The organism is Limnoglobus roseus (assembly GCF_008254045.1).
Taxonomy (GTDB): domain Bacteria; phylum Planctomycetota; class Planctomycetia; order Gemmatales; family Gemmataceae; genus Limnoglobus; species Limnoglobus roseus.
This window is the reverse complement of record NZ_CP042425.1, coordinates 316,089-337,222: the sequence shown is the minus strand read 5'-3', so window position 1 is coordinate 337,222 and position 21,134 is coordinate 316,089. Positions and strand designations below refer to the sequence as shown.

Here is a 21,134-nt window from a genome sequence, read left to right as displayed (position 1 = left end):
TCCAATTTCTGAGGCTCATCCGGCCGCACTTTCGAGAGAATGTTGTCCGCTCGGCGTGCCGAACTTCGCTTTAACAGGACGAGTTGTCAAGGAATCGGCCAGGTTGAACCTTCCAGCGTTCCCACGCCGCCGTGCCATGGGTGACTCGCTCACACGTTCGACTGCCAATTTGACCGCGGACGGGCTGTTCCCGATCGAGGTCGATGACCTTTTACGCCGACTCGGCCTGGACGACGCGCCCGAGTTAATGCCGGGCGTGCTGCCGGAGTCGCCGCCCGGCTACCTCCTGGAATCCGAGATCGGCCGCGGCGGCATGGGCGTGGTCTATCGCGCGGCTCAGCCGCGACTCAAGCGGACCGTCGCGGTGAAGATGGTTCGCTTCGCCGGCGGCCCCGACAGTTCGACAAACCGTTTCTTCCTCGAAGCCGAACTGCTCGCCCTGGTCCACCACCCGAACGTCGTACCGATTTACGACTTCGGCGACACGCCCGACGGCTCCTTTCTCGTCCTCGAATACCTCCCCGGCGGCAACCTCGCGCAGCGGCTGAAAACCGGGCCGCCCCTCACGGTCGGCGAGACGGTCGCGCTCGGGCAAACGCTCGCCGGGGCCGTGCAGGCTCTGCACGACGTAGGTGTCGTCCACCGCGATCTGAAGCCGAGCAACATTCTCTTCACGGCCGACGGGGCGCCGAAGATCGCCGACTTCGGCCTCGCCAAACGGCCCGCGACCACCGACCTGACGGCGACCCATTCCTACCTCGGCACGCCGGCGTACATGTCCCCGGAGCAGGCCGGCGGCCGCACCCGGTTCGTCGGCCCCGAGTCGGACACGTACTCGCTCGGCGTGATCCTCTTCGAGTGCCTGACCGGTCGCCTGCCGTTCGTGGACGAGAACCCCTGGCAGTTAATGCGGCAGATCGTCGAGAACCAACCGCCGTCGCCCCGGCGGTTCCGCCCCGACGTGCCGCGGGGGCTCGAACTGATCGTGTTGAAGTGCCTGGAGAAACAACCCCACCGGCGGTACGCGACGACCGCGAGTTTGGCCGCCGACTTGGCCGCCGTGCAGGCGGGCCGCGCCGTGCAAGCCCGGCCGACGGCGACCGTGGCCCGCGTGGCCTACTGGGCGCGGTCGCACCCCCTGACGGCGCTGCTGGCCGGGTTGGCCCTCGTGACGGCCGTCGGGCTCGCGCTCGCACTCGCCCAGTCCTACGAAACGCGCGGCCAACTGCGCCACCAGGAATTGCTGGCCGAGCAACGCCAGACGGAGCGGCTCCTCGCGGACGAGACGGCCCGACTCCGCGAGGCGGAATCGCAACTCGCACGGGTGGACGCGAACCGGGCCGAGGAACTCGCCGAACTGCTCGCGTCGGTTTTCCGCCCGGCGGCCACATTCCCCGCGGCGGACCTGCCCCACCTCACCCCCTGGGAAGTCGTCCGCCAGACCACGGCCGAAGACCTGCTCGCGGACGCCGTCCGGCGGCTCGACCACCGCTGGCCCGGCGACGCCCTGACGCGGGCGAAGGTGCGGTTGGTCCTCGGCGAAGCGCTGTTGGCGAACGGGTCGTTCGAGGACGCCCGGCCGAACCTGGAAGATTCGCTGGCCGTTCGTCGCGCCGCCCTGCCGGCCGACCACCCGGACGTCGCCCGCAGCGAGTACGCGATGGCCCGCCTCTGGGACGAGACCGGCGACTATGCGAAGGCGATGGCCCTGTACCGGCGGGTCGAGCGGATCGGCCCGCCCGCGCTCCGCGACAAGGCCCACTTTTGGCGGATCGGCCTGGCCATCGCCGTCGACCCGGGCGGCCCCCTGCCGACATTTTCAGAGGAACCACGGACGGAAGGAGATTGCGTCGCCCAGGCCGTCGGGTGGCTCCAACTCGCCAAGCGGCACCGCGTGCAAGGCGACGCGGCGGCGGCCCGTGCGGCCCTCGCGGCCGGCGACAAGCGGATCGCGAACGTGGCGGACGAAGGGGTTCGCGCCACCTGGGGCGGGCGGTTGGCCATCGAGGCGGCCCGCGTCGAATTGTTGCAACCGTTGACCGCCGACCGCCGGGCGCTGCTGGAGCGATCCCTGAACCGAACGATCGAGGACGCCGAGGGCGTGCTGGGCGAGGGGAACGCCGTGGCGGCGCTGGCGCGGAGCGAGTTGGCCCAGGTCGAGGGGGGCGACGCGGCCGCGGCGGACCTGCAAACCGCGACGGACGACCTCCGGCGGACGATCAGCCTCGCCCACCCGGAAGCACTGCCGCACGCCGTGCGCGTGGCGGCGTGGCACCGTTCGCAGCAAAAGCCGGCCGCGGCCCGCGCGATCTTGGAGGACGTCGGGCGGGCGTGCCGGGACCGCTACCGCCACGACAACGCGCACGCGGTGGCGTGGCTGATCGAGCGGGCCTTGTTGGAAGAGGAACTCGGTGACCCGAACGCCGCCGCCGGGTACACTGAGGAGGTGATCCGCATGGTCGCGGGCGGTAAACTGTGGTTGCCGCTTATGACCTACGGGCGCCGCGACCGATTGGCCTCGCGATTGCGACAGTACCCCCACCACGTCCGGGCCGCCGACCGGCTCGACCACCTGGGGACGGCACCACCAACCGCGGCGCTGACGGACCATGACTGACCCGACTCTCCCCGACCCGCTGCTCGAATTCTGGGCGGAACACTCCACGCCCCGCGAGCCGATCGAGCCGAGCCTGCTCTGCTGGGACCGGCCGGACACCCTCCCCCAACTGAACCGCCGCATCCGCTCGTACAACGCGATCGCGGCCCTGCTCGACGACCCGGACCTCTTCCCCGTCCACCCGTTCGGGTCGGACTCCACCGCGTTCGCGACGGACGCCCTCCCGCGTATCGACGGGTACGAAGTCTACGAGCTCATCGGCCGCGGCGGCATGGGCTTCATCTACCACGCCCGCCAGGTGGCGCTGAACCGGCCCGTGGCGCTCAAGATCGTCGCCCCAACGATCCGCACCCACGCGGAGTTGACGCGGCGGTTCCTCCGCGAGGCGGAGATCATCGCGAATCTTCGCCACCCGAACATCGTGCCGGTGTACGACCGCGGCGCGTTCGACGGCGACAGCGTGTATTTCTCCATGGAGTGGATGCCCGGCGGGAACCTGGCCGACCGAACGACCGAGCGACCGCAGAACCCCGTGGCGGCGGCGGCCCTCGTGCGAACCCTCGCCCTCGCGATGGCCGCGGCCCACGCCTGCGGAGTCGTCCACCGCGACCTGAAGCCCGGCAACATCCTCTTCACCGCCGACAACACGCCGAAGATCGCCGACTTCGGGCTTGCGCAGCAGATGCAATCGGAGTTGACCCTGCCCGACATGGTGCTGGGGACACCGAGTTACATGCCGCCGGAACAGGCCAAGCCGGGGGCCGTTGTCGGCCCGCTGGCCGACGTTTACGCCCTGGGAGCAATCCTCTACTCCCTGCTCACCGGCCGCCCGCCCTTCCGGGGCGAGACGCCCTGGGCGACGGTCCAACAGGTGCTCCGCGGCGGCCCGCCGCCGCCGCGGTCGTTCATCCCGGACTTGCCGAAGGACCTGGAGGCAATCTGCCTGAAGTGCCTGCAAAAGCACCCCGGCGACCGGTACGCCTCGGCGAGCGACCTCGCGGACGACCTGACGCGGTTCGCGGACGGCCGCCCCGTGAAGGCCCGCCCCATCGGCCCGGCGAAGGGGTTGTGGCGGCGGATGGAACGGCACCCGCTCATCAGCATCTTGAGCCTTGCGCTGGTGCTGCTGACCGTGCTGGGCGGTACGTTCGCGCGGCTGTCGTGGTTGGAGGTGGAACAAGCCAACCGCGTGGCCGAGCGGGAACGGTACCTGACGCAACTCCAGAACGTGCGCGAGCGGCGGGTCGACGACGACCCGGACTGGCCGGCCCGCAATCTGGAAGCTCTCACGGCACTGGCGGCCGACCCCGCCGCCGCCGACCACTGGCCGACGATTCGCACGGAGACGGCCGCGGCACTGACGGCCCCGTGCTTCCGGGAGGTCCGGCGGATCGACCTCGACTTCCAGTCGTACTGCACCGGCTTCTCACCGGACGGTCGCCTTCTGGCCGTCATCGACTGGTCGACCCCCGACCGCGGCCGGGTGGCGGTCATCGACCTCGCGACCGGGGACCGCGTTCGCTCGCTCAGTTACGGCCCGTCCCGGACGTGGTCGAAACTCACCAACAAGGACGACGGCGGCCGGGTGATCGGGTTCAGCCCCGACGGCCGGTGGTTGATTGCGGGGCTGCGGTCGGGGCGGATCGCCCGGTGGGACTTGCAGAGTACCGCCACCCACGCCGAGTCGGTGGACGGGCACGAGGGCGATAACCCTGACCCGGCCGAGAACACGGTCTGGTGTTTGACCTTTTCGCCCGACGGGCAGACCGCCCTCACCGGCACCCGAAACTGCGTGCGGGGGTGGTCGCTGGCCCCCGAGTGGGGCCAGCGGTTCCGCAAGACGGACCTCCAACTGGAGGAGCCGACCCGAACCGTCGGCCGCCCCTTCGGCCTCCTGTTCCACCGACCGTCGGGCGAGTGCGAGTTGGTGCGGATCGACCCGGTAACGGGGGACACCTCCTCGGCTGTTCGGCCCTTCCCGAACAGCCGGTTCGCGGTCAGTCCGGACGGCCGTTGGACGGTCAAGCTGATGCCGGAGGGGTTGAAACTCCGCTCGCTGACGGCCGACGTCGAAGTCCCGTTGGTTTCCAACTACGCGGGGCGGCACAACCTGGACTTGAAATCGCTCGGCTTCGTGCGGGGCAATCGGTACTTGGTGACGGCCGAGGAGCACGAGCACCGGCTGAAACTCTGGGACTCGCTCTCAGGTTTCCAACTCACGACGCGGATCACCGGGAACGGCAGCTTGCGGTTCGGCGTTTCGCCGGACCGGCAGCGGATCGCCGTCCCGGAGAACAACACGGTCCGCGTGTTCGAGTTCGCACACTCGCCCGTTGCGGACGCCGTCGGGCCGTACACGACCGACCAACTCTTCGCCGTCGCGATGTCGCCGTCCGGCAACCGTGTGGTCGCCTTGACCCGCCGGGCCGATGGGCGGGAAACGATCGTCCGGTATCCCCCCGATGACTCCACGGCCGACCCGATTACGGACCTGCCCGCCGGGCCGACCCGCCGCCCGTTGATCGCGGTTCACGAATCGGGGCTGACGGCCGCGACCGCGGAGTACAACGCCCAACTCCTGTACGTGGATGGCCGGGAACCGATCCGGTTCGACGACCCGACCGACTTGGCCTTCGATTCCGGCCTGCATTTGTGGGTCACGGACGGCCACACCGTCAAGGGCGTGGCCGTCGACACCGGGGCGGTCACCCCGCTGTTCGACAACGACCCGGCCATGAAGCAAGCGGGGATGGTGTTCAAGTGCCTCGCGGTGGGGCGGGACCACCTGCTCGTCGGCCGTCGCGACGGGAGTGCGTTTCGGATCGAAAAAGCGACCGGCACGGCCCGGTCGTGGGTTCTGGGGACGAGCGCGACGACGGCCGTGTCGTTCGGCCCCGACGAAGCGTCCGGCGTGGCCGGGTGCGAGAACGGCCAACTCTACCGCCTGGGGTGGGACGGGCAATCCCCGCAGCCGTTCGCCGACCGGCACCACGACGCCGTGACCGGCGTGGTCGTCCGGCCGGCGTACGTCGTGACCGCGTCGTTGGACCGCACCGTCCGCTTCTGGGATACCGACGGCCGGTACCTGTTCCGCCTCACGGCGTCCGGGCCGGTCCACCGCCTGTTCGCGAGCGACGACGGTCGGTGGCTGCTCGCGCACGTCGAAGGGGAGATCGGCGTCCGCCGGTGGGACGTGCCCAAACTGCTCGCGGCCATCGCGGCCGTGGGAGCCCCGGTGCCGGCGGCCCCGTGAGCGATCGTGTCACTTGCCGGGGCGGGGCGTGGGCGGCGGCGGGGTGACGCCGGCGGCCCGCATCACGCGGTGGATCGCGTCGATCGTCTCCGGCGACGGCTTGAAGTTCCCGGGGCGGAAGCCTTCCGCGATCAGGAGCGGCGTCCACCCGGCGGCGTTCTTCTTGTTCCACACGTCGACCTTTGCCCCCTTGTCCGCGAGGAGTTGCACCATCTTCGGCAGGTTCTTGTACGCGGCCCCGTGCATCGTCGTCTCGCCGTTCTTGTCCACCGCGTTCACGTCGGCCTTCAGCGTCAGGAGATACTCGACCGCGGCGAGACACTCGGCTTCAGTGCCGGCTTCCTCGTCCGGGGCGAGCGTGCCGTAGCCGGCGGCGGCCATCAGCGGCGTGGTGCCGTCCTTGTTCGTGAGCAGCGGATCGGCGCCCAATTCGACGAGCAGTTTCAAGAACGGCAGATCGGCTGTCTTCGCCGCGAGCAGGAACGGCGTTGTGCCGGTCATCGCGATCTTTCCCCGACCCGACGGTCCGCCCTTCAACTTCGCGTTCACGTCGGCTCCGGCCTTCGCCAACTGCTTCACGAACTCCAGGCACGTCACCTTGCCGGACCCGGTCGGCGGCGGTTGGCCGTCCGGGTCGTCACCGCGGTTCGGCTTGCGGACCCACGACAGCGTGTGCAACGGCGTGTAGCCGGACCGCTGATCGTTCGGGTCGGCCCCGGCCTTCACAAGCGCGAGCGCCAACTCGAAGTGCCCGTTTTCGACGGCGAGGATCAAGGCGCTCGTGCCGTCCTTCGGCGTCGTGCCCCCGCCCTTCCGATCGGTCTTGATGGCTTCGTTCGCGTCCACGCCGGCCTTGAGCAGCGCGTTCACGGCGTCGATGCGGCCTTCGCGCGCGGCGAACAGCATCGGCGTGAACCCGGATTTGAGCCGCACTTTCGCGTCTGCCCCGGCTTTAACGAGCAGATCAATCACGTCGGCGTGCCCCTCGGCGGCGGCCCACATGATCGCGGTCTGGCCGTGCTTCTCCGCGGCGTCCACCTTCGCACCAGCGTCCAGCAGCGCCTTCACGGGGCCGACCTTGCCCGTGCGGGCGGCGGTCATTAGCGCCGTCTCGCCGCCGCGGATCGCCGCGTTCGCGTCCGCCCCGGCTTTGAGCAGAGCCGTGACGATCTCTGCGTTGCCGTTGGTGCAGGCCAGCGACAGCGGCGTGACGCCGTAGCGGTTCTCGGCCTTCGGCTTCGCCCCGGCGTCCAGCAGCAGTTTCGCCACGGCCGCGTCGTCGTGGTACGCGGCCCAGTGAAGGGCCGTCATGCCATCGGTCTGCGTCGCGTTCGCGTCGGCCTTATCCTTCAGCAGCGTGCGGACGCGAGGCCAGTCGGCCTTCTCGGCCGCGTCCGCGAGCGGGGTGTCGGCCGCAGTCGTGAACGATCCGCAAAACATCACGACAAGGGCCGCGAGTATGATCCGATGACCGTGCATATCAGAAAAACCCTCCGGTCGGCAGCCAGTCCGAGCTGAAGCACACTCGTTGCCCGTCCTGCTGACAGAACGAAAGGTAGAGCGATCCCTTGGGCGTCTCGTAAACGAAGGTAACGGCGTCCGGGAAAATCAGCCGAACCTTCAACTCTGGATGGCCGTACTGCCCGGCCCACTGTGTCGATGGCTGGCCGAATCGTTCTACGATGCTCTGTTCGGTGTGCCCGTTGAAATGCCCGGATGGGTGCCGCTCGGTGTTGCTTTCGATTGAATCCGGCAGTTCCTTGCGAGGTAGTTTAACCCGACCGGGCATCAGGTTCGGCCAACCCACTAGGCACTGACTCAAACAGACGGCGAAGAAGCACAACAGGATAATGACCAGCGTGCGCCTCTTCCGGGGCAATTTCATGTTCTACCCCTTGGTACTCGGCCACTCACAGGCTGAACAGCCCGTCCATGTGGCCGCTGCTGTCGGCGAACTTGTCGAGGCGGACGCCGACCTTGTCGAGCAGTGTCAGGTGCAGGTTGGCGAGCGGTGCCACCTTTTCGAAGCGGATGTGTCGGCCGCCCTTGAGGCCGCAGGCCGACCCGCCGGCGACCAGGATCGGCAGGTTCGTGTGGTCGTGGACGTTCGGGTTGCCCATGCCGCTGCCGTACATCACCACCGATTGGTCGAGGAGGGTGCCGGCACCCTCCTTCGTCGCCTTCAGCTTCGCGACGAACTCGGCGAACAGCGAGACGTGGAACTGGTTGATCTTCGCCATCTTCGCGACCTTCGCCGGGTCGTTGCCGTGGTGCGAGAGCGGGTGGTGCGGGTCGCTGACGCCGGTTTCGGGGTAGACGCGGTTGCTCGTTTCGCGGGCCAACTGGAAGGTGATGACGCGGGTCACGTCGCCCTGCCACGCCAACACTTGCAGGTCGAACATTAGCCGGGCGTGATCGGCGTAGGAGGCGGGCACGCCGACGGGGCGGTCGAGGTCCGGCAGCGGGTTGTCGGCGACGGCTTTCGCCGCCCGCTGGATGCGTTGCTCCACGTCCCGCACGGCGTCGAGGTATTCGCTCACCTTCGCCTTGTCGGCCGGGCCGAGGGTCTTGCCGAGGTCGGCGATGTCCTCCTTCACGAAGTCGAGCAAACTGCCGCGGCGGCGGAGGGCGGCGGCCCGGTCGGCCTTGCTGCCGCCGTCGCCGAACAGGCTCTCGAACACCAGCCGCGGGTGCGCCTCGGCCGGCAGCGGCGTGGTCGGCGACGACCACGACAGGTTGTTCTGGTAGACGCACGCGAACCCGTTGTCGCACTGGCCGGCCGTCTGGAGCATGTCCATCGCCAGTTCCAGCGACGGCAGTTGCGTCTCGCGGCCGAGTTGCTTCGCGGCGATCTGATCGACCGTCGTGCCGAGGTAGTAGTCGCTGCTCTCGGTGTGCTTCGGCCGGGCGGCGCTCAGGAACGCCGCGTTCGACGACGAGTGCGTGCCGGGGTAGGCGTTCTGTAACTCGGTGTTCGTCAATACCGTGACGTGCTCCTTCACCTTCGCCAGCGGGCTGAGGATCGGCGAGAGGTCGCCGAGCGTGCCCGTGCCGGCCGGCGTCCAGCGGGTGATGTCGCAGCCCATTGGGATGAAGACGAACCCCAGCCGCCGCACCGGGGCGGCCGGCGTCGCGGCTTGGGCGGTCATCGCCGGCACCATCGCGTCCAGCAGCGGCAGGGCGAGCGACGCCCCGACGCCGCGGAGGAACGTGCGGCGCGGCAGCGCCTTCTTGAAGATCATCACGGGCTGGTCCTCATCTGGAACGGGGCACTGGCGACGATGCCTTCGATCACGGCGGCGAACCGATAGTCGGCGGCCTTCGCGGTCGTCACGACTTTGCGAACGGCGGGGCCGTCGAACGGCTCGACGCCGCGGCCGAGGGCGAATGTCAGCAACTTATCGGCGAGCGTGCCGACGAAAATCTCCGGGCGCTTCAACAGGCCGGCTTCGAGGCCGGCGACGCCGGTGAACCGGCTTCCGTCGGGCAGGCCGCCGGACGCATCGACCGGCTGGGCCTCGTCGGTCGTTCGCCAGCGGCCGACAGCGTCGAAGTTCTCCAGCGAGAAGCCGACGGGGTCCATCAGGTTGTGACAACTCGCGCAAGCAGCGTTGGCCCGGTGCTTTGCCAGGCGGTCGCGCACCGGCAGCGTCGCGGAGACGGTGTTGTCGTCGAGGGCCGGCACGTTCGGCGGAGCCGGCGGCGGCGGCGTGCCGAGAATGTTTTCGAGTAGCCACTTCCCGCGGATGACCGGCGAGGTGCGCGTCGCGTAGGACGTGACCGTCAGCACGCTGCCGTGCCGCAGGAGGCCGCCGCGCTCGCTGGCGGGGTCGAGCGCGACGCGGCGGAAGCGCGGGCCGTAGACGTGCGGGATGCCGTAGTGCTTCGCGAGCCGCTCGTTCAGGAACGTGTGGTCACTCTTCAGCAGGCCGAGGACGCTGCGGTCCTCGCGCACGACTTCCTCGAACAGCAACTCCGTCTCGCGGCGGAAGGCTTGCCGCAGGTTGTCGTCGAAGTCGGGGAAGAGGCGGCCGTCCGGAGTGATCGCTTCGAGGTTCCGCAGGTGGAGCCACTGACTCGCGAAGTTCGTCGTCAGTGATTGCGAACGCGGGTCGGCGAGCATCCGCCGTGTTTGCTTGGTCAGCACGTCCGGCTTGTGGAGTTCGCCGCGCTCGGCCGTGCCGAGCAGTTCGTCGTCGGGGATGCTACTCCACAAGAAGAACGACAGCCGCGAGGCGAGTTCGAGATCGCTGACGCGGTACGCCGTCCGCGGCGCGACGCCGGTCGGGTCGCGCTCGATGCGGAACAGGAACTCGCGGCTCACGAGGACGGCACTCAGCGCGGCTTCGATCCCGGCTTCGAAATCCTGCTCGCGGCGGGCTTCGCGGTACAGCGGCAGCACGCGATCCAGGTCCGCGTCCGTAATGGGTCGGCGGTACGCACGCCGCAACAGCGTCGCGAGGATTTGCTTCGCGCTCGCGTCCTCGTCGGCCGGAGTCTTGGGCCGCGTGACGAAGATGCGGCGGCGGCTCGGCGTGTCGCCCGGCCCCTTCGCCCCGAACGGCCCGGTGACGCTCACTTGGTAGACGGCCGGCGACAGCCGCGGGTGGCGGTGCAAGTTGAAGTGCGAACTGTACGGCTGCCGCGTGGTTTCGAGCAGCGCCGAGGATTGCTTCACGAACGTCACGCCGAGGTCGTGCGGGCCGGCCGTCGCCGTGACGCGGACCTTCAGGTGCGCGTCGGCCGTCTCGTGGCCCTTGTCGCCGGCCGGCGGCTTCAGCGTGAACGCCTTCACCTGCTCGCGGTCGAGCAGGACTTCCAGTTCGTGCGTGTCGCGTAGCCCCTCGACGTGTTCGTTGCGGTCGCGGGCGAGGCGAATCTGCACGTCGTACTCGCCGTCCTGCGGGAACGTGTAGCGGATCAGAGCGCCGCCGCGAGTGCCGACCGGCAGGCCGTCGGCGCGGTCCTCTTGCGTGATGTCGGCCTTCACGCGGATCGTCTCGCCGTCGGGCGACCGGCGAGTGCTGCCGACGGCCAACCGGCTGATCTTCTGCGCTGCCGTGATGTAGCGGTCGAGTAGCGTCGGCGAAAGGCCGCCGACCGTGACGTTGTCGAACCCGTGGCCCGCTTCGTCCGCCGGCAGCAGTGCTGTCGCGTCGATGTGGATGCCGAGCAGGTCGCGGATCGCGTTCTGGTACTCGGTGCGGGTCAACCGGCGGATCGTGTCGGTCCGCCCCGGATTCGGCTTCGCCGCGGCCGCCCGGTCGAGGACGGTTTCCAACTGCGATACGACCGACGTGTAGGTCTCTTCGTTCGGCCGCACTTTCCCGTCCGGCGGCATCTGCCGCCCGCGCAGTCGGCGGACGACCTTCTCCCACGCTTCCGGGTGCCGGTCGATGTCCTCGGCCGTGACGGTCGCGAGGTTCAACCCGCCCTTGGCCGCGTCGCCGTCGTGACAGCTCATGCAATACTGTTCGACAACCGCACGCACCGACGCAGGCTCCGTGCCCGCGGCCGTCCCCACGAAGAGTACGGTGACGGCAGCACACACGATCAGGGCCGGCGGGAATCGCAACATGGCAACGGGTGGGGAGGAGAGGGTTGTTCCGAATACTGTACCCAAAATTTCGGCTCAGTACGAAGGAGAAGTTGCGACATTCTGACGGCCCCTCTGCACAGCCGCAGAGCATCAGTTGAGGGAATGCCGGCGGATTCGCAGGGGCGGCGGGGCGAAAATGGCTAGAATAGCAGGGAGTGCCGGCAACTCTCGCGGAGAAGTGTGGCACTCGACAGGGAGTGTATGATCAAAGTCATCTTCCGTAACAACATCACGAACGGTTCGTTCGGGCGTCCAGGCGATTGGCCCAAGATGTTTACCTCCCACGCCCTCCAAAGCAACATCCACTCTGAACCGCGACGCATTTGGTGACGGTCTTCCGAAACTCCGGGAGCCGGACCGCGACACTCACGAACGACAAGGGGAACGGGTGATGACCGAGGCAGAGTGGTTGGCGTGCGGGGCACCGATGAAGCTGCTCGAACACGTCGGCGGGACGGCCCTCGACCGGAAGCGGCGGCTGCTCGGGTGCGGGTTGGGCCGCCACGTTTGGCCGGTCCTCCGCGACGCCCGGAGTCGGACCGCGATTGAGGTCGCCGAACGGTTTGCCGACGGGGCCGCGACCGACGATGAACGCGAGGCCGCCGAGGCCGACGCGCAGGCGGTGATGAAGAAGGCCCGGAAGTACAACCGGAACCGGAACCGGTACGAGTGCTTTGGCACAGCCGTCGGGGCGTGGGCGGCGGGGACCGAGGTTCGGCACTGGGGCGTCGGCGACGACGCGGCCGCCGACCCGGCCGGCGGCCCGGCCCGTGACACCCCAGTCTGGGAGGACGCGGCCGAGGCGATGTACTCCGACGGGGCCGGGTGGCACGGCGAGTTAGGGTGGTTCTGCGACGTGATCCGCTGCGTCTTCGGCAATCAGTACCGCCACGCCACGTTCAATCCCCGCAGTTCACGGAAGAAGGCCGTGGCGTTCGCCCAGGCCATCTACGACGAGCGGGCGTTCGACCGCCTGCCGGCCCTGGCCGATATTCTGCAAGAGATGGGGTACGAAGACCCCGCGGTGTTGGCCCACTGTCGGAGTGCGGGGCCGCACGTCCGGGGCTGCTGGGTCGTGGATTTGGTACTGGGGAAGAGCTAAAAACTGGTATGAGTTGACGAACGGATGCCCGCGCATCCGTCGTGACTCGTGCCGACTCTAGCACCCACTCCCATGATCGGGAGTAACGCCCGCCCAGGGACTTGAACTTCACCCAATCAACTCACGTGTAGACACGCCGGAGCGGGGGCGTCGCGGACAGGAACTGGCCGGCGTCCGTCGTCGTCACGAAGAAACTGTGCGAGAGTTGGGCCGACGCAAGTGTCGTCCCGACAAACACGTTCGCCCGGTAGGTGTTTTTCCACAGTTTGGCGACGTGAACCCGCAACAGGTCCGGCGGGCGGCCGAGGGCGGTCAGGATGTGGCTTCGGATTCCGGCCACGGGGTCGGCCGGTTCATCGACAGCCACCGCGGAAGCATTGGTCTCGTCCATCGGGCACGCCCGTTTCGTTGTTGCGGTTGAGTGAACTTGGCAATGGTCGCCTTCGGACCGGCTAAGAGCAAGGTGCGTCCGAGTGGAGTTCCCTCGGAGGAGACCGCTGGTTGGTTGCACCGATAAGCTCAGCCCACTATATCCCCCAGACGGAGGCGGAGGGGCGAGATTCTTCCGCTTTGTCGAAGATCGTCCCCGGCCGGGCAACCGCCGCGGTGAACGCGCGAGGCTCAAAATGCGAACCACTCTCCCACTCGCTTTGGCGCTCCTCGGTCTGGTGGTCGGTCCCGCTCGTGCCGACACGCCGCGGCCGAACGTCCTCGTCGTGATCGCCGACGACTGGGGCACCCACGCCGGAGCCTATGGCACGAAATGGGTGCGGACGCCGGCGTTCGACCGCATCGCCCGCGAGGGGCTGCTGTTCCAGCGGGCGTACACGCCGGTCGCCAAGTGTGCCCCCTCGCGGGCGTCGCTGCTGACCGGCCGTTACCCGTGGCAACTCGAAGAGGCCGGCAACCACCTCGCGTACTTCCCGAAGAAGTTCAAAGTCTGGCCGGAGGCGCTGGTCGAGAAGGGCTGGTTCGTCGGGTCCACGGGGAAGGTCTGGGCACCCGGCGTCGCCACCGACGCGGCCGGTAAGCCGCGGCAGATGGGCGGCAAGCCGTTCAACCAGCACACCCTCAAGCCGCCGACCCCGGGGATTAGCACCAACGACTACGCGAAGAACTTCACCGCGTTCCTCGACACGGCCCCGGCTGACAAGCCGTGGTGCTTCTGGTGCGGGTTCCTCGAACCGCACCGCGGGTACGAGTTTCAATCGGGCGTCAACAAGGGCGGCAAGAAACTCGCCGACATCGACCGCGTGCCCGCCTACTGGCCCGACACCGACGTGGTCCGGCACGACATGCTCGACTACGCCTTCGAGGTCGAACACGCCGACCAGCACCTCGGCCTTATCCTGGCGGAACTCGAACGCCGCGGGCAACTCGACAACACGCTCGTGGTCGTCACGTCCGACCACGGCATGCCGTTTCCGCGGGTGAAGGGCTACGCCTACCACGACGCGAACCACGTCCCCCTCGCGGTGCGGTGGCCGAAGGGCATCGCCGCTGGCGGTCGGACGATCGACGACTTCGTGGCCTTCCCTGACGTGGCGGCGACGGTTCTCGACCTCGGTGGCGTGCCGCAGAAGGATTCGGGAATGGCGAGCATCACCGGCACGTCGTGGCGGCCGATCTTCGAGAGCCGAAAGGGCGGGCAGGTCGTACCCGAACGCAATCACACACTGGTGGGTAAGGAGCGCACGGATGTTGGCCGGCCGAACGACTGGGGCTACCCGATCCGCGGCATCGTCCGCGACGGCTTCCTCTTCCTCAAAAACTACGAGCCGACACGATGGCCGGCGGGCAACCCGGAGACGGGCTACCTCGACACCGACGGCAGCCCGACGAAGACGCTCATCCTCGAACTCGGCCGGAAGAATCGCAGCGACCGCTTCTGGCAACTCGGCTTCGGCATGCGGCTCGGCGAGGAACTGTACGACCTCGCAACCGACCCGGACTGCGTCAAGAACCTTGCGACTGATCCAATGCACGAGCCACGACGGGCACTCATGCACTCGCTGATGACGGCCGAACTGAAGGCGCAGGGCGATCCCCGGATGTTTGGCAACGGCGCAATCTTCGACGGCTACCCGGCGACGGCCGGCCGCGGGTTCTACGAGAAGTTCCAGCGCGGCGACAAGGTCGAGTTCGGCTGGGCGAATAAGTCCGACTTCGAGAAAGAGCCGATCAAGTAGGCCCCGACAACGTCCGGTGGAACAGGGCCAGCACGAGGTGCTGCGAGAGCAACGCCAGTTCCGGGTCGTAGCGGTGCCCTTCGTCCCGGAGGAAGGCGTGTGCGGCGTTGAACTCGTGCCACGTGAAGTTCCGCTGGCACTCCGTCAGCCGCGCGTAGACCGTGGCCCGCCCGTCGCCGGGTACGTGCGGGTCTTGCCGGCCCCAGACCATCATCAGTTCCCCCGCAATCTCGGGAACTCGGTCGAGCGAGTTGTCGTTCATCCCAGCCCCGAGGCTCCGCTTGTGGATGTCCGTCGCGTAGAAGCACGCGGCCGCGCGAACCTCGGGGTTCATGGCTGCTCGGAACGCGAGGTGGCCGCCGATGCAAATGCCGATCGTGCCGATCGACCCGGAACACGCCGACCACGATTGCAGGTGGCGGACGACGGCGCGGGCGTCGTCGTCATACGCCGGGATCGGCTTCGCGACCTTGTCGCGGTTCCCGCGGTCGGCCCCGGCCTGGTCGTAGGGGAGGACTTCGCCGAGCGGTTCGAACTCGTGGAAGATCTCCGGCACCGCGACGGCATACCCGTGGCCGGCGTAGAATCGGGCCGTCCGGGCGATCGGCCCCGTCAGTTGGAAAATCTCCGAGAAGAGGACCACGCCCGGGTAGCGCCCCGGCGCGACCGGCGCGTAGCGGTAGGTGCGCATCGGCCCGGTCGGCGTGTCGAGATCGACGTAGTCTTCCTGGATAATCACGGCCGGTTCCTCGAAGGGTCGGGTGCGAACGGTTCACAGGGAGCCTTATCCCCCGCGGGGTCGAGCGTCAAACGGGAAGCAGGCCGGTACACTGACCCGACTCCCCGTTCGAGGACAGTCGGCATGAAGATCGGACTCGCGCAACTGAAGTGCGTTCCCGGCGACGTGGCGGGCAACGGCTGGGCCATCGTCCGGCAAGTCCGGGCGGCCGCCGACCGAGGGTGCGACGTGGTCGCGCTACCCGAGATGAGCGACACCGGCTACCACATGCCGACCATCGTGAAGGTCGCGGCAGGTTGGGACGGCGGCGTGTACGCGGAAGTGGCCGGGGTTGCGGCCGAGCGGAAGATCACCGTCGTGGTGGGCCTGTCCGAGCGGGTCGGCGACGACATTTACAACACCGTCGCCGTCATCGGAACCGACGGGCAACTCGTCGCGAAGTACCGGAAGACGCACCTCATCACGGCTGAGCCGGTGTGCGAACAAAACTACATACGACCGGGCGACGCCCTCACGCTCTGCACCGTCGGCGAGTTCCGCGTCGGCCTGATGACGTGCTACGACATCCGCTTCCCCGAACTCGCCCGCCGGTTGTCGCTCGCCGGGGCGGAACTGTTAATCGTGCCGGCGGCATTCCCGCTGGTGCGCATCCGGCACTGGGAGACGATCCTCGCCTGCCGGGCCATCGAGAATCAAGTGTACGTCGCGGCTGTCAACCGCGTCGGCGACGATCACGGACTGACGTTCGGCGGGATGAGTTGCCTGCTTGACCCTTACGGCACGATCCTGTCGTCGGCCGCCGAGACGGAGGAGGCGTTGCTGGTCGGCGAGGTGTCCCGGGACCGCCTGACGGAAGTCCGGGATCGCATGAAGGTCTACCAGGACCGGCGGGAAGAACTGTACCGTTAGGATCGATCAATCCGGGTTCGTCGTCAGTTCGCCGATTGGCTTGTTGTCGGGGAGCTTCCAGACGCGGACGGTGCCGGTGAAGTCGCCGACAAACGCCTTCGCCCCGTCGTGCGAGAACGCCACCTTCGTCGGCACGTCCGGGAAGCCGTCGAATTTCGCGAGTTGGTTGCCGCTCGGGTTCCAGACGCGGGCCGTGTTGTCGCGGCCGCACGTGAGGAAATTGCCGTTGCGGGCGTAATTGACGGACAGCACGCCGACCGGCTTGTTGCGGGCCGCGCCGGTCGCCTTACTGTCGGCCTGAGCCGTGATCGACCGGGCCGGGAAGCCGTCCTCGGCGGCCCACAGAATCACCTTCCCGTCCTCGCTGGCCGACGCGAGCATGACGGAATCGGCCCGCCAGTTCAGGTCGGTGACGGCGTCCTTGTGGTCGCCGAGGGTGAACACGATGCCGCCCGTCTCGGCCTCCCACACGAACGCGCCGCCGTTCCGGTCGCCGCTGGCCAGCATCGTGCCATCCGGGCTGAACTCCAGGGCCGTGACCCAGTCGGTGTGCTTCTTGATCTTGTGCTTCATCTCGCCGGTGGCGGTGTCGAAAATCTTCACGAGCTTGCCCGGCCCGCCGAGGGCGACGAGTTTGTGGTTCGGGCTAACGTCGGCCGCCAGCACCACGTCGGCCTCGTCGCCGATCTCGGTGACGCGCTTGCCGGTGGTCACGCCCCAGATGACGACCTTGCCCGAACTCGCCCCGCGGCCGCCGGCGGCGAGCAGCCACTTGCCGTCGCGGCTGAACTTCAAGACGTGCGGGATGCGCTCCGGGAAGGCGAGCGTGCCGGCGAGTTTCAGCGTGTCCGAGTTGTAGAGCAGCACTCGTTCGTGCCCGGCGACCGCGATCAGCGGTGCCCACGGGCTGGCGGCGATCGCCGTGACGGGGTGCGGGCGGCTGGTCTTCGCCAGGGTGGTGCTCGCCCAGTTCACGGGCATCGGCGGCGGGCCGGTGGGCTTGCCCTGCGTCAACGCGACGGGGTCGAGATCGACCTTCCGCGACGCGGCCTTTGCCGCCCCGACGGCCGTTTCGGGCGCACCACCTTCGATCCACTTCTTCAGCACCGCGAGGTCGGCGTCGGGCATCTTCCCGCCCTTCGGCGGCATCTTCGGCTCGACCTCGTGGTTCACTACTTTGTAGAGCAAGCTCTGGGCGGGGCTGCCGGCCTTGACCGCCTCGCCGCTCGCCCCGCCGGCGATGAGCTTCGCGTAAGTGCTCACGTCCAGGTCCGACGACGACTTGTCGGCGTTGTGGCAGTTCAGGCAGTACTTCCGCAGGATCGGCTGCACGTGGTCCTTGTAAGTGACCGCGTCGGCCTTCGGAGCCTGGGCCGTGGCGATTGCAGGAAGAATCAGGAGGAGGGCCAGGGATCGGAGCATGTCGGGAAGTCCTAATCAAATCGGAACGCGGAGAACGCGGATTTCAACGCCGGATAAACGCGGACAAGACCAATCCGATCCGGACTTCATCCGGCGTTCCGATCCTGCGTTCTCCGCGTTCCGTTGTTCAATCTTTTTTAGTGGTTGAAGGTGAACTCGGTGGAGTTGAACAGGCTCCAAAGGATGTCGCCGTAGAGGGTCACGGCGGCGGCCGTTTCGTACTGCTTCTGGGTCGTGGCCACCGTCTCGCCCAGGTTCTTAATCTGCTTCTCGGCGACGGCCAGGTCTTTGCCGGTCAACTTCTTGGCGTCCTCTTTCAGTTTCTGCAACCGCTCCTGCTGCCTCGCGAGGGTCGGGTCCAGGCCGGCCCGCATTGCGACCAACTCCTTAACGCGGTCCGGGTTGCCGATCTCCTTGTTGACGATGTCCAGGAGCCGCTTTGTCTCGTCGCCGTTCGGCTTTCGGCTGAAGGCGCGGATGTAAAGTTCCTCGATCACGTCCTCCGGCTTCGCCTTCTTCGTGACGAGGTCGGCGATCACCTTGCTCTGCGCGATCTTGTTCGTGAGCGTGTCGCCGTTGACCAGGTGCAGGGCTTGCGACAGGTTCGCCGCCTTGCTCACCTCGCACGAGCACGGCGTCTCCCGCGGGGCACGGCCGAACGTCGTGAGGAAGTAGTTCGACACTTCGCCGGTGTGAATTTGCACGGCCCGCGTGCCGGGCGGCGACAGCGGGAAGCGGTCTTCCGTGCCGGTGATGCGGGTGATCGAATCAAGCAGCACCTCGGCCCGCAGGCGGCGGACGTAGGCGTGCGAGAAGTACGCACTGTCGAGTTCGTTCGTCGGGTTCGTCGTGACGGACAGTTGATACGTCCGCGAGTTGCAGATGTCCTTCACGAGCTTCTTCATGTCGAACTTGTACGCGGTTAGCTTCGTGCCGAGTTCGTCGAGCAGTTCCTTGTTGCTCGGCGGGTTGCTGATCCGCACGTCGTCCACCGGGTCGGTGATGCCGCGGCCGAAGAAGTGCGACCAGATCATGTTCGCCATCGTCTTCGAGAACGCGGCGTTGTCCGGCGAGGTCAGCCACGTCGCCAGCGCCTTGCGTGGGTCTTGCCCCTCGACTTCGGGCACGTCGCCTCCGAGGAACTTCGGCTTCATGCGGCGGCCGTCCACCGGGTGCGCGACGGTGTTCGCGCTGTTGTTGTTCGTAACGATCACCTCGCGGCCCTCGACGCCGCGCTTCAGGTTGACCCCGGCGAAGAACGCAGAGAAGCCGTAGTAGTCGTCGAGCGTCCAGCGGTCGAACGGGTGGTTGTGACACTGAGCGCATTGGATGCGGGTGCCGAGGAAGACCTGCGCGATGTCCTCGGCCGTCTTCTCCGGCGTGAGGCGTTCGGCCGACGTGTAGAGGTTTGCGGTCGGCTGTTTGAAGTTGCTCCCGGTGCCGGCGATGAGGTCCGCGACGAACTCGTTCAGCGGACGATTCGCGGCAATCTGCTCCTTCACCCACGCGGCGTAGGTGTACATCGCCTTCGCGTCGCGGCCGTACTGCGGGTTGTTGTTCGCCGCCCGGATGCGGAGCAACTCGCCCCACTTCATCGTCCACATGTCCACGAACTCGGGCCGTTCGATGAGCGTGTCGATCAACTTCGCCCGCTTGTCCGGGGCCTTGTCCGCGAGGAACTTCTCGAACTCCTCGCGCGTCGGCGGCAGGCCGATCAGGTCGAGGGACACCCGCCGCAAGAACGCCTCGTCGGAACACAGCTCCGACGGGGCCATGTGCAACTTCTTGAGCTTGTCGAAGACGAGCGTGTCGACGTAGTTCTTCTCCGGCGTCTTCGGCCAGACGAACTTGTCGTCGGTCGGTAGCACCAGGACTTCCGAGCCGACGGTGAACTTGCTGAACCGGGCGAACACGAACGCCCCGCCGCGGCCGTTGGCCTTCGCGACGCCATCCTTGTCGATGCCCGCGACGGCGTCGTTGTTCGTCAGGTACAGGGCCAACCGCGTCACGTCCCGCACGGCCCCGTCGGAGTACTTCGCGAGGACGACGGTCTTCTGCGTCGCGTTCGTGCCGGGGAAGACGACCTTCGGCGGCAGGAGTTCGATGCCGACGGGCACGGGGGTGTCAGTGCCGTCGTCCGGGGCACCCGCCTTCAGCCAACCGAGGAGCGTCTTGTAGTCGTCGTGGTTCGTGTCGAACAGCTTGCCGCCGGTGTGCGGCACGGCGTTCGTGGTCTTTTCGAGCAGCAAGCTCTTTTCCGGCGACGCGAGATCGACCCGGCGGCCAACGATCGCCCGCGTGAGGCGGTAGTAGTCGCCGGCCGGGTCGTAGCCGAACAGCGAGAGCATGAACCCGTCCTTGCCGCGGGCCGCCCCGTGGCAACTGCCGTTGTTGCAGCCGTGCTTCATGAACACCGGCATCACGTCGAGCCGAAAACTGACCGCCCGCGACTTCGCCGCATTCTTGACGACGACTTCGGCCTCGGCCTTGAGTTTGCCGTGTTCGACGACGAGCTTCGTGGTGCCGTCCTTGCCGGGGGCGAGCCGGCCGTCGGTCAACGTCGCAACGCCGGCGTCGGCGAGTTGGAACTTCGCCGCAGCGGTCACGTCCTTTGTCAGCCCTTGTGCATCGACTTCCTGCACGACGACGCTAAGGCGATCGCCCTGGCCGTTGAGTTCGACCTTCGCGGGGAAGACGCGAAGTGTCGGCAGGCCGTCAGCGCGGCAGACGCCAACAGAGGCCAGGACGAGCGTGACAACTTGAAGACAGTATTTCATTAGCAGTGCCTGCGGTTCAAAGACTACCCGCGATTGCGGATGCGGTCGTCATTTCTCATTGCTGTCGAGTAATACTGAGAGTCATTCAACAGATCCTGTACGACTCGCTTGTCCATCAGGTCTCGATGCCACCAGTGATTACAATGCTCCTTGACCTCGTTCCGAAAAACGTTTCCTTCTGCGATGCCAAACAGGTAGACGGCCACCCGGAACAAAGTTGGCAGTTCGGTGGCTGGTAGTGCCCAGATGAACTTGTGGAGGGCAAGTCCTGTGTTATCGGCTTTCCGAGCGATCCAGAGTCTCTGAACTACGCCATCGCTCTCGGTTAGACCGCTAGCCATCAGAGCCTCGTTCCACAACTGCTCGGTCACCCCCGCCTGATGAGCGAATTCAAGCAAAAGGCCGGTTAACCCCCGTCGCTGTTCAGGCGGCAATGCCTCATACCAAGTACAGAATCCCTTGTAGTCGATCCGCCCCCTAACCAATTGGTTCATGCGGATCAGATCTGCGAGATCAAAGTCATCCAT

General features: G+C 67.3%; 14 protein-coding genes. 5 read left to right on the top strand and 9 right to left on the bottom strand.

The features are described 5' to 3' along the window. Positions 1–169 precede the first annotated feature (169 nt). Positions 170–2,617: a serine/threonine-protein kinase gene (locus tag PX52LOC_RS01415; protein WP_168218745.1), complete on the top strand. Its 2,448-nt coding sequence runs from the start codon at positions 170–172 to the stop codon at positions 2,615–2,617. Beyond that, the gene (locus PX52LOC_RS01410) at positions 2,610–5,870 is read left to right on the top strand and encodes a WD40 repeat domain-containing serine/threonine protein kinase (protein WP_149108402.1); all 3,261 of its coding nucleotides are present in this window, start codon (positions 2,610–2,612) and stop codon (positions 5,868–5,870) included. The genes PX52LOC_RS01415 and PX52LOC_RS01410 overlap by 8 nt, the downstream gene beginning before the upstream one ends. Positions 5,871–5,879: 9 nt before the next feature. Here the strand turns inward: PX52LOC_RS01410 and PX52LOC_RS01405 are convergent, their stop codons facing one another. From PX52LOC_RS01405 to PX52LOC_RS01390, 4 genes are read right to left on the bottom strand one after another with little or no spacing between them, the layout of a single operon-like run. Beyond that, positions 5,880–7,349: an ankyrin repeat domain-containing protein gene (locus PX52LOC_RS01405; protein WP_149108401.1), complete on the bottom strand. Its 1,470-nt coding sequence runs from the start codon at positions 7,347–7,349 to the stop codon at positions 5,880–5,882. Position 7,350: 1 nt separating this feature from the next. Then, positions 7,351–7,755: a hypothetical protein gene (locus PX52LOC_RS01400; protein WP_149108400.1), complete on the bottom strand. Its 405-nt coding sequence runs from the start codon at positions 7,753–7,755 to the stop codon at positions 7,351–7,353. A gap of 25 nt (positions 7,756–7,780) precedes the next feature. Next, positions 7,781–9,109 carry a DUF1552 domain-containing protein gene (locus PX52LOC_RS01395; protein WP_178132606.1) on the bottom strand — a complete coding sequence of 443 codons (1,329 nt, stop codon included), beginning with the start codon at positions 9,107–9,109 and terminating at the stop codon, positions 7,781–7,783. A gap of 2 nt (positions 9,110–9,111) precedes the next feature. After that, entirely contained in the window at positions 9,112–11,448 is a 2,337-nt protein-coding gene (locus PX52LOC_RS01390; RefSeq protein WP_149108398.1) for a DUF1592 domain-containing protein, read from the bottom strand. Between the two features lie 412 nt (positions 11,449–11,860). On the opposite strand from PX52LOC_RS01390, the gene PX52LOC_RS42235 reads away from it, so the two are divergent. Then, the gene (locus PX52LOC_RS42235) at positions 11,861–12,571 is read left to right on the top strand and encodes a hypothetical protein (protein ID WP_246173627.1); all 711 of its coding nucleotides are present in this window, start codon (positions 11,861–11,863) and stop codon (positions 12,569–12,571) included. A gap of 121 nt (positions 12,572–12,692) precedes the next feature. Here the strand turns inward: PX52LOC_RS42235 and PX52LOC_RS01380 are convergent, their stop codons facing one another. Then, positions 12,693–12,962 carry a hypothetical protein gene (locus tag PX52LOC_RS01380; RefSeq protein ID WP_149108397.1) on the bottom strand — a complete coding sequence of 90 codons (270 nt, stop codon included), beginning with the start codon at positions 12,960–12,962 and terminating at the stop codon, positions 12,693–12,695. A gap of 235 nt (positions 12,963–13,197) precedes the next feature. On the opposite strand from PX52LOC_RS01380, the gene PX52LOC_RS01375 reads away from it, so the two are divergent. After that, positions 13,198–14,760: a sulfatase family protein gene (locus PX52LOC_RS01375; protein WP_149108396.1), complete on the top strand. Its 1,563-nt coding sequence runs from the start codon at positions 13,198–13,200 to the stop codon at positions 14,758–14,760. Here the strand turns inward: PX52LOC_RS01375 and PX52LOC_RS01370 are convergent. Further along, complete coding sequence (locus PX52LOC_RS01370) at positions 14,753–15,499, bottom strand: dienelactone hydrolase family protein (protein ID WP_218575257.1); 747 nt, start codon at positions 15,497–15,499, stop codon at positions 14,753–14,755. The genes PX52LOC_RS01375 and PX52LOC_RS01370 overlap by 8 nt on opposite strands. Positions 15,500–15,622: 123 nt before the next feature. Here PX52LOC_RS01370 and PX52LOC_RS01365 point away from each other — a divergent pair, with 123 nt between their 5' ends. Beyond that, on the top strand, positions 15,623–16,408 hold the full coding sequence (locus PX52LOC_RS01365; protein ID WP_149108395.1) for a carbon-nitrogen hydrolase family protein: 786 nt from the start codon (positions 15,623–15,625) through the stop codon (positions 16,406–16,408). A 6-nt stretch (positions 16,409–16,414) separates the two neighbouring features. Here the strand turns inward: PX52LOC_RS01365 and PX52LOC_RS01360 are convergent, their stop codons facing one another. From PX52LOC_RS01360 to PX52LOC_RS01350, 3 genes are all read right to left on the bottom strand, one after another. Then, entirely contained in the window at positions 16,415–17,830 is a 1,416-nt protein-coding gene (locus tag PX52LOC_RS01360) for a WD40 domain-containing protein (protein WP_149108394.1), read from the bottom strand. A gap of 137 nt (positions 17,831–17,967) precedes the next feature. Further along, positions 17,968–20,607 (bottom strand): DUF1549 and DUF1553 domain-containing protein, encoded by a 2,640-nt coding sequence (locus tag PX52LOC_RS01355; protein WP_149108393.1) that lies wholly within the window; start codon positions 20,605–20,607, stop codon positions 17,968–17,970. A 23-nt stretch (positions 20,608–20,630) separates the two neighbouring features. Then, complete coding sequence (locus tag PX52LOC_RS01350) at positions 20,631–21,134, bottom strand: DUF5958 family protein (protein WP_149108392.1); 504 nt, start codon at positions 21,132–21,134, stop codon at positions 20,631–20,633.